Origin of the sequence: Nonomuraea sp. NPDC059023 (genome assembly GCF_042740095.1) — a bacterium.
GTDB lineage: Bacteria > Actinomycetota > Actinomycetes > Streptosporangiales > Streptosporangiaceae > Nonomuraea.
In genome coordinates, this window is the sequence record NZ_JBHYIO010000003.1 from 255,166 (window position 1) to 269,837 (window position 14,672).

13 protein-coding genes are annotated in these 14,672 nt (G+C 71.4%); 10 read left to right on the forward strand and 3 right to left on the reverse strand.

The window, feature by feature from the left end; all coding sequences use genetic code 11:
• Window positions 1–14: 14 nt before the first annotated feature.
• Window positions 15–1,361, forward strand: coding sequence for an SLC13 family permease (locus ACFWYW_RS07145; protein ID WP_379611678.1), 1,347 nt, complete (start codon window positions 15–17; stop codon window positions 1,359–1,361).
• A gap of 64 nt (window positions 1,362–1,425) precedes the next feature.
• Entirely contained in the window at window positions 1,426–2,022 is a 597-nt protein-coding gene (locus ACFWYW_RS07150; protein WP_379611676.1) for a TIGR03086 family metal-binding protein, read from the forward strand.
• A 240-nt stretch (window positions 2,023–2,262) separates the two neighbouring features.
• On the opposite strand, the gene ACFWYW_RS07155 is transcribed toward ACFWYW_RS07150, so the two are convergent.
• Entirely contained in the window at window positions 2,263–3,834 is a 1,572-nt protein-coding gene (locus ACFWYW_RS07155; protein ID WP_379611675.1) for a DUF4082 domain-containing protein, read from the reverse strand.
• 959 nt (window positions 3,835–4,793) lie between these two features.
• Between ACFWYW_RS07155 and ACFWYW_RS07160 the strand changes: the two genes are divergently transcribed.
• Complete coding sequence (locus ACFWYW_RS07160) at window positions 4,794–5,678, forward strand: helix-turn-helix domain-containing protein (RefSeq protein WP_379611674.1); 885 nt, start codon at window positions 4,794–4,796, stop codon at window positions 5,676–5,678.
• A 450-nt stretch (window positions 5,679–6,128) separates the two neighbouring features.
• On the opposite strand, the gene ACFWYW_RS07165 is transcribed toward ACFWYW_RS07160, so the two are convergent.
• Window positions 6,129–6,347, reverse strand: coding sequence for a DUF397 domain-containing protein (locus ACFWYW_RS07165; protein WP_379611673.1), 219 nt, complete (start codon window positions 6,345–6,347; stop codon window positions 6,129–6,131).
• Between the two features lie 165 nt (window positions 6,348–6,512).
• Here ACFWYW_RS07165 and ACFWYW_RS07170 point away from each other — a divergent pair, with 165 nt between their 5' ends.
• From ACFWYW_RS07170 to ACFWYW_RS07195, 6 genes are all read left to right on the forward strand, one after another.
• A complete protein-coding gene (locus ACFWYW_RS07170) occupies window positions 6,513–7,475 on the forward strand; it encodes a BTAD domain-containing putative transcriptional regulator (RefSeq protein ID WP_379611672.1) in 963 nt (320 codons plus the stop codon).
• A complete protein-coding gene (locus ACFWYW_RS07175) occupies window positions 7,472–9,661 on the forward strand; it encodes a hypothetical protein (RefSeq protein ID WP_379611671.1) in 2,190 nt (729 codons plus the stop codon). Before ACFWYW_RS07170 ends, ACFWYW_RS07175 begins: the two co-directional genes overlap by 4 nt.
• A gap of 16 nt (window positions 9,662–9,677) precedes the next feature.
• Window positions 9,678–10,787 carry a hypothetical protein gene (locus ACFWYW_RS07180; protein ID WP_379611669.1) on the forward strand — a complete coding sequence of 370 codons (1,110 nt, stop codon included), beginning with the start codon at window positions 9,678–9,680 and terminating at the stop codon, window positions 10,785–10,787.
• A 127-nt stretch (window positions 10,788–10,914) separates the two neighbouring features.
• Window positions 10,915–11,841, forward strand: a complete 927-nt coding sequence (locus tag ACFWYW_RS07185) for a D-alanyl-D-alanine carboxypeptidase family protein (protein ID WP_379611668.1) — start codon at window positions 10,915–10,917, stop codon at window positions 11,839–11,841.
• 69 nt (window positions 11,842–11,910) lie between these two features.
• Complete coding sequence (locus ACFWYW_RS07190) at window positions 11,911–12,603, forward strand: NAD(P)-dependent oxidoreductase (protein WP_379611667.1); 693 nt, start codon at window positions 11,911–11,913, stop codon at window positions 12,601–12,603.
• 44 nt (window positions 12,604–12,647) lie between these two features.
• Window positions 12,648–13,127 (forward strand): GbsR/MarR family transcriptional regulator, encoded by a 480-nt coding sequence (locus tag ACFWYW_RS07195; protein WP_379611666.1) that lies wholly within the window; start codon window positions 12,648–12,650, stop codon window positions 13,125–13,127.
• Between the two features lie 141 nt (window positions 13,128–13,268).
• Here ACFWYW_RS07195 and ACFWYW_RS07200 read toward each other — a convergent pair whose 3' ends face one another.
• A complete protein-coding gene (locus ACFWYW_RS07200; protein ID WP_379611665.1) occupies window positions 13,269–13,580 on the reverse strand; it encodes a hypothetical protein in 312 nt (103 codons plus the stop codon).
• Window positions 13,581–13,651: 71 nt separating this feature from the next.
• Between ACFWYW_RS07200 and ACFWYW_RS07205 the strand changes: the two genes are divergently transcribed.
• A complete protein-coding gene (locus ACFWYW_RS07205) occupies window positions 13,652–14,572 on the forward strand; it encodes a helix-turn-helix domain-containing protein (RefSeq protein ID WP_379611664.1) in 921 nt (306 codons plus the stop codon).
• Window positions 14,573–14,672: the final 100 nt, after the last annotated feature.

Below are 14,672 nucleotides of genomic sequence, written 5' to 3' on the forward strand. Positions count from 1 at the left end.
AACGGAGTCATGTCATGTCCGCCGAACTTCTGTCCATACTCGCCCTGATCCTGATGTTCGTGGTGGCCACGGCCTTCCCGGTCAACCTGGGAGCCCTGGCCCTCGTCGGGGCCTTCCTCGTCGGCACCCTCGCCGCCGGGATGGGCACCGACGACATCCTCGGCGCCTTCCCCGGCAGCCTGTTCGTGATCCTGGTCGGGGTGACGCTGCTGTTCGCGATCGCCACCAACAACGGGACCGTCGACTGGCTCGTGCGCGCCGCCGTCCATCTCGTGCGCGGGCGCATCGTGGCCATCCCGCTGGTGATCTTCGCGATCGCCGCGCTGCTCACCGCGGTCGGCGCGCCCGCGCCCGCCGTGGCCGCGATCCTCGCCCCCATCGCGTACGGCTTCGCCGCCCAGTACAAGATCCATGCCCTGCTCATCGGCCTCATGGTCGCCCACGGAACCCAGGCCGGGGCGTTCTCCCCGATCTCGGTGCTGGGCGGCATCGTGAACGGGGTCACCAAGGAGGCGGGGCTGCCCAGCTCGAACCTGGTGCTGTTCCTGTCCAGCTTCGCCTTCAACGCGGCGGCTGCGGTCATCGTGTTCCTGCTGTTCGGCGGGCCGGCGCTGGCCCGCCGTACCGCGTCTGACGGGCCTTCCGAGGAGGAGGTCGCGGAGTCGACGCTCGAGGAGGAGCGTGGCGGTGCGGTTTCCGGCGGCGGGGTTTCCGGCGGCGGGGGGACTGCCACGATCGCCAGGCCGGGGACGGGGCTGCGGCTGACCGTGCACCAGGCGCTGACGCTGGCCGGGATCGTGGGGCTGTGCGCGGGGGTGCTCGCGTTCAAGCTGGACCTCGGCCTGACCGCGGTCACCGTCGCGGTCATCCTCTCCCTCACCTCGCCCAAGGCCAACAAGGGCGCCGTCGAGCGGGTGGCGTGGCCGACGGTGCTGCTGATCTGCGGCGTGGTCACCTACGTGGGCGTACTGCAGGAGATCGGGACCATCGACTGGGTCGGCACGCACGTGGCCGCGATCGGCGTCCCGCTCGTGGTCGCGCTGCTCATCTGCTACGTGGGCGGCGTGGTGTCGGCGTTCGCCTCGACCGTCGGCATCCTGGGGGCGCTGGTGCCGCTGGCGGTGCCGTTCCTGTCGCAGGGGACGCTCGGCCCGATCGCGATGATCGCGGCGCTGTCGGTGTCGTCGGCGATCGTGGACGTCAGCCCGTTCTCGACCACGGGCGCGCTGCTCGTGGCCAACGTCCGGGGCATGGACCGCGACGTCTTCTACCGCAAGCTCCTCGGCTACGGCGCCGCCATCGTGGTCGTCGGCCCGCTGGCGGCGTGGGCATTGCTGGTGGTGCCGGGCTGGCTCGGCTGACGCCGCCTTGACCAACCCCTCGTTCAGCCGATAGAAAACCAATAGGTTATGGAAACGAGGGGTTATGAACGAGATAGCCGACGTCTACCACCGCCGGGCCGACGCCTTCGAGGCGAAGGTCGCCGCCGTCAAGCCGGAGCAGTGGTCGGACCCGTCGCCCTGCGCGCTGTGGACCGCCCGCGACGTGGTGGGGCACATCGTGGACATGCACGCCGTCATGCTGAGCCCGATCGGCCGCGCGCTCAGCCCCGCCCCCTCGGTGAAGGAGGACCCGCTCGCCGCCTTCCGCGCCGCGCGCGCGGACGTCGAGGCCCTGCTCGCCGACCCGGTCGCGGCCGCGACCGAGTGCGACACCCCGGCCGGGCGGTTCACCGCCGCCCGGCACGTCAACGAGGTCATCAGCGCCGACCTGCCCCTGCACGGCTGGGACCTGGCCAAGGCCACGGGACAGGACGCCACGATCGACCCGGAGGACGTGCGGCTGTCGTGGGAGTCGGTCTCCGCGCTGCCGCCGGAGCTGATCGAGCAGTACCGGACGCCGGGGGCGTTCGGGCCGGGAGTGGAGGTGTTCGGGCCCGAGTTCAAGGTCGGACCCGACGCCTCCCCGCAGGACCGGCTGCTCGGGCTGATCGGCCGCGACCCGAACTGGCAGCGCCCCTGACCGCTCGTGTGCCGGGCACCGCGACCTTGTCCAGGTTCGCCCGGAAGTGCGGTCCCGTTGTGCCTCGGTCGCCGGGTTTCCATCTCGCAGCGTGTCCGGGGACTACGACAGCGCGCCCGCCCAGTGCGGCAGGCGCGGCCGCACCTGCCGCTCCTGCCGCACCGGATCCCCGGGGAGCCGGGTGGGGGCTGCCGGGGAAGGTGGGCGGCGGTGGTGGAGTGCCGCCGCCCGGGTGAGGGGTCAGCCTGCCCCTACGGCCTGGCCGCCGTCCTCCCAGCGGTTGTTGCTCCACAGGTTGCCCTCGGCCTTGGCGTCGAAGTGGGCCATCGGGCCGTAGTAGCCGCACTTGCTGAAGACCTGGCGGCTGAAGACGTTGTCCTTGATGACCACGTTGTACGGCGAGTACGGGTGCTCGATGTGCTTGGCGCCGCCGTAGATGCAGTAGCCGCCGCCGGCGAGCAGGTTGCCGCTGACCTCCACGTCGTGGATCGGGCCGAAGACCGGGCTCAGGATGATGGCCGAGGTCTGGTTCTCCGGGTTGATGATCGTGTTGTGGCGGATCACCAGCTTGTTCTTTTCCTTGTTGCCGTTGGTCTGGATGCCGTCGGTGTGGTCGCCCGGGTTCGCCTGCCACATGTCGTGGATGTAGTTGTCCTCGATGAGTCCGGACTTGGCCATGATGGCGGCGTTCGACGTGGTGTGGATGTTGTTGCGGCGAACGGTCATGTTGCCGGTGCCGTCGTTCCAGATGCCGATGTCGAGCTTGGTCTTCTTGTTCGAGCCGATCTCGCAGTTCTCGACCGTGAGGTTGGTGTGGCCCTCGCGTAGCTGGATGCCCCAGTAGCCACCGACGATGATCTTGCAGTTGCGGATCGTCACGTTGTCGGCCCAGATGTCGAAGCCCTCACTGACCTCCACGCCGTCGAACACCGCGCCGTCCTGCTTGACCTCGCCGCCCTTGATCTTTCTGAATGTGGAGATGGTGGGGCCGGTGTTGTCCTCATTGGGGAAACCGGTCATGGGGGGCGGGTCGGTGGGCTTGGTGGGCGTACTGGTCGGCTTTGTCGGCGTGCTCGTGGGCTTGGTCGGGGTGCTGGTCGGCTTCGTCGGGGTGCTCGTGGGCTTGGTGGGGGTGCTGGTCGGATGTGTCGGGGTGGTCGTCGGCTTGGTGGGGGTGCTGGTCGGGGTCGTCGTGGGGGTGGTCGTGGGTTTCGTGGGGGTACTCGTGGGCTTGGTCGGTGTCGGCGTCGCGGTCACCGTGCGGGTGGGGGTGGGGGTCGGCTTGCCGGTCGGCGTGGGACCGGGCGACGGACGGTAGTTGAAGATCACGTCCGTGAAGTAGTTGAACTTCGCCGGGTTGGCGTAGGAGGGGAAGCGGGAGCGCTTGCCGTACGCGAAGACGCCGTTACGGTCGGACGGCGCGGAGAGCGGACCGGAGACGACCGGCTGCGAGAAGCCGCCGCGCTGGGCGACGTAGGTGCCGTGGCGGGTGTGGTACGAGGCCGTGTAGACGGCGCCCGCCCAGACGGGGACGGGGGTGCCGAAGAGCGCCGTCTGCCATCCTTCGCGGGTCTCGCCGGTGAACTGCACCCTGGCCAGCGCGCGGCCCCGGGCGTCCCAGAGGGTGCCGACGTGGCGGCCGCGCTCGCCGCGCGGCTTGTAGAAGCGGATGCCGGCGATCTCGCCGTTTCTGTCGGCGGTGAAGCGTACGCCGAGTTCCAGGGGTATCCGCTCGGCGCGGCGCGGGGCGGTGACCGGGCCTTTGTTCCACAGGCTCGCCTGAAGCGTGTCGGGTGCGGTCTGCGCCCGCATCTTTTCGGCTTTCTGCGCTTTCTGCGTTTTCTGAGCCTGGCGGGCTGACTCCCCCGCCACGGCGCTCGTCGTCGGTATGGCGACAAGCGCGATGGCCACGAGCACCCCTAACGCCAGTCGCGATCTTTTACGCTTCGACCTGGCAGCATGAGATCCCACTGTTCGGCGCTCCGTCGTTTGAGGGTATCCGAATTTATGGATTTGAGATAACCGCTTTCAAGCCCTCGTTCTAATCTCGGCGCCAGATCATACCGAGGCGGTAAGTGCGCGCAAGGGAAATACGAAATTCCCGTCTATTTACGCATGCCCCACACAGATCACCCCCACCCCACCAGACACGGTACGGCCGGCGCCCCCGACCCCAGGCGCGCAACCAGAGCCCCAAGCCCCGCACCCCAGAAGCTCCGGCCAGAGCACACCTCCCACCGTCCGGCCTGCCACAGACCCGACGTCACACCCACCACACACACCCGCCACACCCGCCACGACCACCCAGCCGCCCCGGGCCGCCCCCGGGCCGCCCCCGGGCCGCCTCCGGGCCGCCTCCTCACGCGCCGCCACAGACCGGCGCGACCCGGCCCACACAGCCCGACTCGCGGCACGACGGGCGCACGTAAGACAAGGGGCCGGAGATGCGCGGGCCGGAGGTGCGCGGGCTGGGGTGGAGATGGGGCGGGGTGGGCTGAGGAGAGGGTGGGGGTGGTGGGGCGCGCGGGAGCATAGCGAGGTCGTGGGGCCTGGGGTGGGGTTGCCGGTGAATCATGCTAAGTCGCTATGAGACATATATTTCGGTCTTTATACCGCTAACTGGTGAGCCGCCACCTGTACGGTGATTGACTACTCACCGAATCACCCACAAACTCGCATCAGATTGAATCATGCCGAATCACTGCGCATCGGACACGCGTGGGGATCTCGGGCGATGCGGGAGGCACGTGCCTGTGGTGACGGACGACGGTATGGATCCGCAGATCAAGCGGCAATGGCTTGGAGCAGAGTTGAGGCGTTTGCGTGACATGGCCGGCGTCTCCGGACGAGATCTCGCCGAGCAGATCGGGATCAGCCAGTCCAAGGTCTCGCGGATCGAAGCCGGTGCGGCGATGCCGTCGTTCTCACAGGTGATGGCGTGGGCCGAGGCGGTGAACGCGCCCGATGACACCCGGCAGGTACTCGCCTCGCTCACCCAGGCGGCCTTCACCGAGGTGCAGACGTGGCGGGCGGCCCTGCGTAACCGGCCGCATCTGCAGGGGGAGATCCAGAAGCTGGAGCGGGGGGCGCAGGTGATTCGTACGTTCCAGCCGGCGCTCGTGCCCGGGCTGCTGCAGACGGCCGAGTACGTGAAGCGGGTGCTGACGTTGTTCCAGCCCGGGTACGCGGAGGACAAGCTCGCCACCGTCCTCGCCGCCCGGCTGGACCGGCAGCTCGCGTTGTACGACGAGGCCAAGCGGTTCGAGTTCCTCATCACCGAGGCGGCCCTGCGGTGGCGGCCGGGACCACCGCGCCTGCTGCTGGCCCAGCTCGACCGGATCGCGTCGCTCAGCACCCTGGAGAACGTCTCCATCGGCCTCATCCCGCTCGACACGGAGGCGGCCACCAGCATGGCGCACGCGTTCGTCATGTTCGAGGCGGACGGTGGCGCGTCCGGCGACGACCACGAGGACGAGGAGGAGGACTGCGCCGTGGTGACGGTGGAGACGGTGCACGCCAACCTGGTCGTCAAGGGGGCCGAGAGCGTGAGCCTCTACCACGACCGGTGGACGTCGCTGCGCCGGATGGCGATCTTCGACGACGAGGCCCGGACCTTCCTGTCCCAGATCAGCACCACCATCCGGGCCGGAGGCTGAACCATGCCCACCCCCGAGCCAGCCAGCCCCGAAACGGCCAACCGGCGAACAGCCGGGCCAACGGTGGTCAGGCAGGAGGCGGTCGGACGGAAGAAGGTCGGACGGAAGAAGGTCGGACGGAAGAAGGTCGGACGGAAGAAGGTGGTCGGACAGGAGGGGGTCAGACCCGGGGCCGTCAGACCCGGGGCCGTCAGACCCGGGGACGCCCGGCCGGGGGTGGGCTGGGGGCGTGAGGGTGCGGGGCGGCTTCGGGTGGGCGGGGTGTGGAGGGCCGGACCGTCGGGGGGCGGGCGGGAACCCGTCGGGCACGAGCCCGTCAAGACGCTCGGGCCACCGCCGGCCGGGTGCCCATTGTCCGCGCGAGGGCCGCGTGAGACGTGGGTGCCCGGCCAGGCGTGGCCCGAGTCGCGGGCGCCCGGGTGGGGGTCGCCCGGCCGGCCGCTCAACGGGTCAGGCGATCGCGGGCCGCCCGCCCGGCACGTCGAACTCGCCGGCCTTCACGGCCCCGGTGAACTCCTCCCATTCCCTGCCGTCGAACAACAGCACCGGCCCGTGCGGGTCCTTGGAGTCGCGCACGGCCACGACCTGCGCCATGGCCACCTCCACACAGGTGCCGCCTTCGCACGCGCTCCGGAACTCCACCGGCGTCTCCATCCTGATCTTGCTCATCTCGAGCCCTTCCTGGTGTCGGGTGTTTCTTCCTGACTCCAGAGTCCAAGGCTTCACTGGCAACCATCTGTGCCGTGACCTGGGAACACTCCGAAATTCTCCGGCACGGCGCCAAGCCGTTTCTCCGGTTTTCCGGAGACCTTTCGAAGGAGGTAGACGAGGGAAATGACAGCGGAAACAGCGGTCCGCGAGGGCCCGCCGCCGGTGCTGAGCCTGCTCGGCCCGGTGGAGGTCCTGCGGGGAGACTCGCGCTTCTCCCTGGGCGGCCCGCAGGTCAAGCGCATGATCGTGGCACTCGTGGAAGCCGGGGGCAAACCCCTGTCCCACGACAGATTGAAGGAGTGGATCTGGCAGGGCCGGCCCGCCGACGGTTACCCGGCCGACGCCCTGCACGGTCTGGCCAGCGCCGTACGCAAGGCGTTCAAGGACACGGGCATCACTGCGTCGCTCGGCAAGGAGGGCCTGTCCTACCGGCTGCGGATCGCCGATGAGCACGTGGACGTCCGTCTGTTCCGCGAGGAGGTACGGCAGGCCGTCCACCTCCTGGCCGCCGGCAAGGACACCCCCGCGGTGCGGATGCTCGACCAGGCGCTGGCCCGTTCGAAGGGCGAGCCGCTCACCGGCCTGGACGGCCGCCTGATGGGCCGGTACCGCGAGGCGCTGAGCATGGAGGTCACGCAGGCGCGGCTGGTCCTGGCCGCCGCCCGCATCAAGGGCGGGGCGCACGCCGAGCAGATCGCCCCGCTCAAGGCGGTGGTGGAGCAGGACCGGAACAACGTGGCCGCGGCCTGGCTGCTCATGCACGCCTACTTCCGCGACCACCGCTGGGAGCTGGCCCATCGGGTGCTCCAGGGCGTGCCCACCGCGCCGGAGTTCCTGCGCGACCTGGAACGCAGGATGCTCAAGACGGACCCGGACTTGTACCGGCCCGAAGCGATCGACCTCCCCGGCACGCCGGCGCCGTCCGTCACCGTGACCCGGCCAGAAACCCAAGAACCCGGCGAACCACGGCAAGAGGAGAACCCGGCAGCCCCCGGCCGGCGGGACATCGTCACCAACACCAGTTACGGCGACGGCGACATCCACTCCTACCATGCCAACACCATCAACCTCGGGAACCGGCCATGACCGAGCCCGTGCCGTACGGCGGGCCGTACCGGAAGGAAGAGCCGCAACCCGAACCCGAGCCCACGCCCGAGGAAGAACAACGCCAGGCCGACACCGAGCGCGGACGGCGGGCCGACGGGCTGCGGTACCTGTTCGGCCCGGCCTGGTACGCGGGCGCGGGCCGCGACCGCACGACGTCGTGGGCCGCCCGCGACGTGCACAGTTATCACGCCGACACGGTCACCACGCACACCGTCTACCAGGTCGCCCAGGACTTCGTCACGCCACCCAGGTTCGGCGGGCTGACGCGGGACGACCTGGACCTGCGCCACCGGCTCCATGTCGGCACCGGCTCCGACGAGCGGCTGCGCGCGGGCGTGGCGCGGCATCGGGCGGTCGTGCTGTGCGGGGAGGCCTCGACGGGGCGGCGCGACAGCGCTCTGCGGGTGTTGTCGGCGATCGTCCCGGTGCCGCGGGCGCACGAGTTCCCGGTGGAGATCGCCGAGGTGGGCACGATCGAGGCGTTGTTCCCCGAGCGGCCGGGCGATCCGGCGCCGGGCAGGATGACGGGCTGGCGGGTGGAGCCGGAGCGGGCCTATGTGCTCGACGCGTCCGGGCTGCGCGGGCGGGTCAACCGCGCCCATCTGGACGCGCTGAAGCGGGCGGCGGGCGGGCGGTCGTGGGTGATCGTGCTGGCCGCCGGGCCCGCCCTGGCCGAAGATCTGCACGGGGCGCCGGAGGTGGTCGGGCACGAGCGTCCCGACCTGCTGAGCGTGCTGGAGAACCACCTGTGGGGACGGCTGGAGGACACGGCCGCCGAGGTCATGGAGAACGCGCGCCGCCTGCTGAGCTCCGACGCCCTCCTGCTGGAGGTGGGCACGCTGCGGTTTCCCGCGGAGGCGGTACGCCTGTCCGGCGACCTGGCCATCCAGCTCCTGGCGGGCACCTCGGCCGGGGACGTGCTGACCCGGTTGCCGGGGCGGCGCAGGGAACGGCTGCGCGAGTGCTTCCACGACGTCGATCCCCGGCATCTGGCGCTGCCGCTGGTGGCCGCCGCCGCGTTCCAGGGACAGCCGGTCGGGAAGGTCGTGCGCGCGGCGGACCGGCTGCGGGAGAGCCTGCCGGGCCAGAAGATCCCGCCGGACCCGTTCCTGCGCCGCCTGCCGGCGAACCTGGACGCCTTCGTCAGCGGCTTCAAGGGCATGGACGAGGACGCGGCCCGGCGTGGCCGCGACCCCCGGGTGATCCTGCTGCCCGAGTCGCTCGGCCGGGACGTGCTGACCGTGGCCTGGCGCGACCTGCCGGGCCTGCGGTCCACGATCCTCGGCTGGCTGCGGGCGCAGGCCGAGCAGGAGGATCCGGCCATCCGCGTCCAGGCCGCGCAGGCCGTCGGGATGTTCGCCGTGCTCGACTTCGAGCACGTCGCCGGCTCCACGCTGCTCCCCTGGCGCGACTCGCCCAGCCCGCTGCACCACCGCGCCTTCAGCCTGGCGCTGGAGGCCGCCGCCGGCGCCGACGAGCGCACCGCCTTGCGGGTACGCCGCCTGCTGCAGCCGGGCGGTCCGCAACCGGCCCGCGGCGCCCTCATCGACGCGTACGGCACGCGGATCGGCGCCCTGTTCCCCGGCGACGCGCTCTGGGCGATCGACGACTTCCTGCGCGAAGCCGCCGCAGACGCCGGCCCCGAGGACGGCGCCCGGGTGGCGGCCGAGGTCGGGCTGTCCAGGATCGCCCGCGTCGTCACGGAGATCTTCGCGGGCGGCGCGGCCCACCAGGTCCTGAACCAGTTGCGCGGATGGTCGGGCGGGCCGCGGCACGTCGGGGAGCCGGTGGTGGCGTTCGTCCGGCGCAAGGTGGCGGTGCGGGCGATGGTCCGCGTGGCCAGGCTGCCCGCGCCCGGCACGGCCGTACCCCGTGCGCCCGCGCTGCTGCGCATGCTGGCCGGCGGCGAGGTCTCCGCGGCCAGGCTGCGCCCGCTGTGGCAGCTCAGCCTGGCCGACCGGGACATGGGTGAGAGCGCGTGGGAGGTTCTGCGCCGCTGGGTCGAGGCGGCCGACGGTGACGAGGCTCTGGTCGAGCCGGTACGCGCGCTTGTGGTCCCGCTCGCCACCCGCGGCCGCCTGGAGCGCAAGCGGTTCTACCACCAGATCGAGCAGTGGAAGCGGCGCCGTGGGGGCGCCGCGTTCTCGGCATTCCCCTATATCTGACACTTGAGGACGTCATATGACGGCAACCACGACAACACCCCGGCCCTGGCGGCCGGGTCTGGGCCGGCGCCTGCTGAGCTGGTTCCGGCGGCTCACCCCCGAGGTCCCGCCGGTGAACGTGATCGACAGCTTCACCTTCACCTCCCCCGCCCGCGACGACGCCTTCTCCTTCACCGTGACCGTGCGCTGCTGCTGGCGCGCCCGCGGCGGACCCGACCGCGGCAAGATGGAGTCCTTCGTCGGCGAGCGGCGGCGCCTGGACGAGCAGGCCATCCGCCGGATGGTACGCGCCGCGGTGCGGGAGTTCCCGCCCTACGCGGCCAAGGACGCCGAGGACGCGGCCAACAAGACGCTCACCGACGACGGGCTCGTGCTGCTCGGCACCACCACGCGCGGGGACATGAGCGCGACCTGCACCGCCTGGGCCGAGATCGACGTGGCCGAGCCGGTGCGCGCCTACCAGGAGAAGGAGTGGCGGGCGAGCCTGTCCTGGGCGGCGCACGCCCACGACTCCACGCAGGCCATCGGCACCCTGACCAAGCTGCGCGACGAGTGGCTGGTGTTCCTGGGCGCCGATCCGGGCAAGCTCACGCACGATTGGCGGCTGCCGTTCGCGATCCGGCTGGCAGAGCACGGACGGCAGGTGACCGAGACGGTGGCCAGCATGCACTGGCGGCGCAGGCGCGACGTCACGTTCGCCGCGGGCTTCTACCAGGACGTCATCAAGCAGTTGCGCGGCGCGGGGCACTACGACTTCGCGGTGAGCGTGGAGGACCTGCTGCGCAAGATGGTCAAGGCCTACGACCTGCCGAGGTACGACCTGGTGGGCGAGATGCTGCGGAACGAGCTGCTGCCCTACAACGAGAACGACCCGATGCTCCACGTGTTCGGCATGGGCCAGGAGGCGGAGGGTCCCGAGCCCGAGATGTTCGGCACGTCCCCGGGCGAGGACACGGGGCCCGCCTGGCAGACGTGGCACGGAGAGCGGCTCCAGGAGGAGCCGGTGGCCGTGCCCGACCCGGACGACGAGGAGCCCGAGGAGCCCGCCGCCGAGCCGCCACAGGAGCCCGACGGGCAGTCCAACGCCCAGATTCCGCAGCCGCGCAAGGCCGATGAGGACGCCTGAGCGCGCCGGCCACCCGGGGGTGATCACCGGCGGCCTTCCTGGCTGATGCCGGGCCGATACAAAGCTGAGCGCCGCCCAACACACGCGTACGGCGGGCCGGATGTGTGCACCACCCATCGTGGGCGGTATGCGACTTTTCCTGCTGTTCTTCCTGCTGGTAGGCGCGGTGTCCGGCTGCGCCGCCGTATCGGCGACCCCCAAGTCCGGCGTGCCGCTGCCCTGGCCGGACGAGGGGCAGGCAGCGGTCGAGGTCGAGGGCATGGGCAGCCTGGGCACCAGCGGTGACGGCGAGCCCGTCCCGATCGCCAGCGTGGCGAAGGTGATGACCGCCTACGTGATCCTGCGCGGCCACCGCCTGCGCCCCGGCGAGCGGGGCCCGCTGATCGAGGTGGACCGGACGGCCGCCGACGAGTCGCACTCCCGCGAGGAGTCGACCGCCCCGGTCAGAGCGGGCCAGCAGGTACGGCTGCGCCACCTGCTGGAGCTGATGATGGTCCCCTCGGGCAACAACGTGGCCCGCCTCCTGGCCCGCTGGGACGCCGGCTCGCAGGAGCGTTTCACCGCGAAGATGAACGCCGCCGCCCGCCGCCTCGGCATGCGCGACACCACGTACACCGGGGCCAGCGGCAACGAGGACAGCACGGTCAGCACCGCCGCCGACCAGCTGAAGCTGGCCAGGGCGGCCATGGCCGACCCGGTCTTCCGCGAGGTGGTGGCGCTGACCAGGACGCCCGTGCCCGGCGGCGGGCAGAGCCTGCCCAACACCAACACCCTGCTGAACGAGCACGGCGTCATCGGCATCAAGACCGGCTCGGGCACGGCCGCGGGCGGCAACCTGATGTGGGCCTCCCGGGTGCGGGGCCGCCTGGTGCTCGGCGTGATCCTCGCCCAGAAGCCCGGCACCACCCCGGCCGCGGCCAAGGCGGCGGCGCTCCAGGCGGGGGCGAAGATGACCGGCGCGGTCGAGCGGTGGCTGCTCAGGCCAGCAGCTCTCGTGCCAGAGCCCGCCGCCACCACGCCTCGACGCGCTCCGGCGTCCAGCCCCGCGCCATGATCTCTCCATTTGACTTAACACTATCTATAATGAATATAGTGCAGGTCACTCACTTGGAGAGGCAAGCACATGAAGCTCGTGATCTTCGGCGCCAACGGCCCCACGGGCCGGCTCACCACGGCCCAGGCGCTCGGCGACGGACACGTCGTCACCGCGGTGACCCGCCATCCGGAGGAGTTCCCGATCACCCATCCGGGCCTCGACGTCGTCCGGGCCGACGCGCTCGACCCCGCGGCCGTGAGCCGCGTGGTGAAGGGGCACGACGCGGTGATCTCCTCGCTCGGCGTGCCGTACAAGTCGCCGGCCGTCACCACGGGCTCGCGGTCGGCCCGGCACATCACCGCGGCCATGGCCGAGCACGGCGTACGCCGCCTGGTCTGCACGACCTCGACCGGCGTGCCGATGAAGCCCCCGCCCGGCGAGACCTTCGTGTACCGGAAGGTGGTCGTGCCCATGCTGTTGCGGATGGGCCGACCGCTCTACGAGGACGCCGCGCTGATGGAGCGGATCGTCTCCGGCACGGACCTCGACTGGACCATCGTGCGACCGTCCGGGCTGTTCGACGGCGCGGCGGTCACCCGCTACACCGTCGGCGCGCCCCAGATGATCGGCCGGTTCACCGCACGCCGGGACCTGGCCGACGCGCTGGTCAGGGAGGCGGTGGAGGATCGCAACGTCCGCTCCGTCGTGGAGGTCATCACCACCGAGGGGACCCCGAGCGTCTACCGCGTCTTCCTCAAGGAGGCGCTGCGCATCGGCTAATTTTAGATGCGCCTGAAACAACTGAAACACGCTAGGCTGCCCCCATGACCTCTCCGCACGGCCCCGACCGCGAGCGGGTACTCGAGTGGGTCGAGCGCGTGGCCACGTTCGTCTCGGAGGAATGGGGGCTGGCGCCGATCACCGGTCGCGTCCTGGGCTGGCTCATGGCCTGCGAGCCGCCCGAGCAGACCGCCGGCGAGATCGCCGAGGCCATCGGCGCCAGCCGGGCCTCGCTCACCACGAACATGCAACTGCTCACCTCCATCCGGCTGGTACGCCGCTTCCGCAAGCCGGGCGAGCGGACCGTCTACTACCAGATCGAGGACGACGCCTGGTCCAAGGTCCTCCAGCAGAAACTGGCCGCGTTCGCCGCCTTCGGCGACCTGGCCGAGGAGGGGCTGAAGCTCGACTGGAAGGACGAGGCGGGCAGCGCGCGCATCCGCTCGGCCCGCGCCTCCATCGCCGCGCTGACCGCCGTCCTCAGCCAGGCCACCGCCGCCGGGGACCCGGACCGGAAGCGATAGCGCCGGCCCGTGGGTCGCCGCCGGCCAGACCTCCGTCGCCACTCTTCCGCCCGGCCCGATCGTCTCCCCGCGCGTGAACAGGCGCTGACCAACCCCCGCGCGGCGGGCTCCCGCACGAGCCCGCCGCACCCCTGACCGCCCTCAGCGGCTGCCCTTCCGTTCGACGACCAGGATGCGGGCCTCGGGAACCGGGTGCGCCACGTGCTCGTCGCCGGGCTCGGCGTAGCAGACGCGGCCCGGGGTGAGCCGCTCGACGCGCTCCTCGCCGTCACGCCGGTAGCGCATGTCCACGGCGCCGTCCAGGACGACGAAGACCTCGGGACCGTCGTTGACGTGCCAGACGTACGGCGTGTCCGTCCAGTGCAGCCGCACGGTGGCCCGGTCGATCTCGGTGATGTCCAGCGCGCCCCAGGGGCGGTTCGCGGTGAACGACGGGGCGTCGATGAATCGCATGGTCCGATCCTGTCGCGGCCCTCCGCGGGCTGACGAGTGACAGGAATGCCGATATCCGTAAGAATCCTGCCATGCATCGTGTAGTGGCGCTGGCGCTGCCGTCGGTGGTGGCCTTCGACCTGGCCATCCCGGCGGAGGTCTTCGGCGGCGAGGAGTACTCCTTCGCCGTCTGCGCGCAGGCGCCCGGCCCGGTGCCGGCCACGACGGGGTTCGAGATCGCCGTCGCGCACGGCCTCGGCGCGCTGCGGGATGCCGACACGGTCGTGGTCCCCGGTTACGCGCCGCTGGACGAGCCCGCGGAACCGGTCCTGGAGGCGCTGCGCGCGGCGGCCTCCCGCGGCGCGCGCATGGTCTCGGTGTGCACCGGCGCGTTCGCCCTCGCCGCCGCCGGGCTCCTCGACGGCCTCCCCGCCACCACGCACTGGATGGACGCGCCCGCGCTGGCCGCACGCCACCCGGACGTCGAAGTGGACCCCGGCAAGCTGTACGCGGGCGCCGGCAACGTGCTGACCAGCGCCGGGTTCGCCGCCGGCATCGACATGTGCCTGCACCTCGTGCGTACCGACCACGGGGCGGAGGCGGCGGTGCGGGTGGCGCGGCGGCTGGTGGTGGCGCCGCACCGCGAAGGCGGGCAGGCCCAGTATCTGGAGCAGCCGATCCCCGCCGCCGGCGACGGGATGGCGGAGGTGTGCGCGTGGGCCCTGGAACGGCTGGCCGACCCGCTCACCGTCGCCGACCTGGCCGCGCGGGCCAATCTCGCGCCGCGTACCTTCGCCCGCCACTTCACCGCCCAGACCGGCGTCAGCCCGCACCGCTGGCTGGCCGCCCAGCGCGTCCAGCTGGCCCGCCGCCTCCTGGAGCGCACGGACCTGCCCGTGGACGAGGTCGCGCGGCGCTGCGGCCTCGGCACCGCCGCCAACCTCCGTCTCCATCTGTCCCGTGACGCCGCCACGACCCCGACCGCCTACCGCCGCACGTTCCGCGGCCCCTGACCGCTCAGGCCGTCGGGGCACCGCCCTCATCGCACTCACAAAGTTCTGAAACGTCGTCGGGCACCGCCCTCGTCGCGCTCACACCTTCCGAGACGCCGCC

What these genes read in the sequence shown, in the direction of transcription:
- ACFWYW_RS07145 (WP_379611678.1), top strand. Translation starts at nt 15, where the DNA reads ATGTCCGCCGAACTTCTGTCCATACTCGCCCTGATCCTGATGTTCGTG.
- ACFWYW_RS07150 (WP_379611676.1), top strand. Translation starts at nt 1,426, where the DNA reads ATGAACGAGATAGCCGACGTCTACCACCGCCGGGCCGACGCCTTCGAG.
- ACFWYW_RS07155 (WP_379611675.1), bottom strand. Translation starts at nt 3,834, where the DNA reads ATGCGGGCGCAGACCGCACCCGACACGCTTCAGGCGAGCCTGTGGAAC.
- ACFWYW_RS07160 (WP_379611674.1), top strand. Translation starts at nt 4,794, where the DNA reads ATGGATCCGCAGATCAAGCGGCAATGGCTTGGAGCAGAGTTGAGGCGT.
- ACFWYW_RS07165 (WP_379611673.1), bottom strand. Translation starts at nt 6,347, where the DNA reads ATGAGCAAGATCAGGATGGAGACGCCGGTGGAGTTCCGGAGCGCGTGC.
- ACFWYW_RS07170 (WP_379611672.1), top strand. Translation starts at nt 6,513, where the DNA reads ATGACAGCGGAAACAGCGGTCCGCGAGGGCCCGCCGCCGGTGCTGAGC.
- ACFWYW_RS07175 (WP_379611671.1), top strand. Translation starts at nt 7,472, where the DNA reads ATGACCGAGCCCGTGCCGTACGGCGGGCCGTACCGGAAGGAAGAGCCG.
- ACFWYW_RS07180 (WP_379611669.1), top strand. Translation starts at nt 9,678, where the DNA reads ATGACGGCAACCACGACAACACCCCGGCCCTGGCGGCCGGGTCTGGGC.
- ACFWYW_RS07185 (WP_379611668.1), top strand. Translation starts at nt 10,915, where the DNA reads ATGCGACTTTTCCTGCTGTTCTTCCTGCTGGTAGGCGCGGTGTCCGGC.
- ACFWYW_RS07190 (WP_379611667.1), top strand. Translation starts at nt 11,911, where the DNA reads ATGAAGCTCGTGATCTTCGGCGCCAACGGCCCCACGGGCCGGCTCACC.
- ACFWYW_RS07195 (WP_379611666.1), top strand. Translation starts at nt 12,648, where the DNA reads ATGACCTCTCCGCACGGCCCCGACCGCGAGCGGGTACTCGAGTGGGTC.
- ACFWYW_RS07200 (WP_379611665.1), bottom strand. Translation starts at nt 13,580, where the DNA reads ATGCGATTCATCGACGCCCCGTCGTTCACCGCGAACCGCCCCTGGGGC.
- ACFWYW_RS07205 (WP_379611664.1), top strand. Translation starts at nt 13,652, where the DNA reads ATGCATCGTGTAGTGGCGCTGGCGCTGCCGTCGGTGGTGGCCTTCGAC.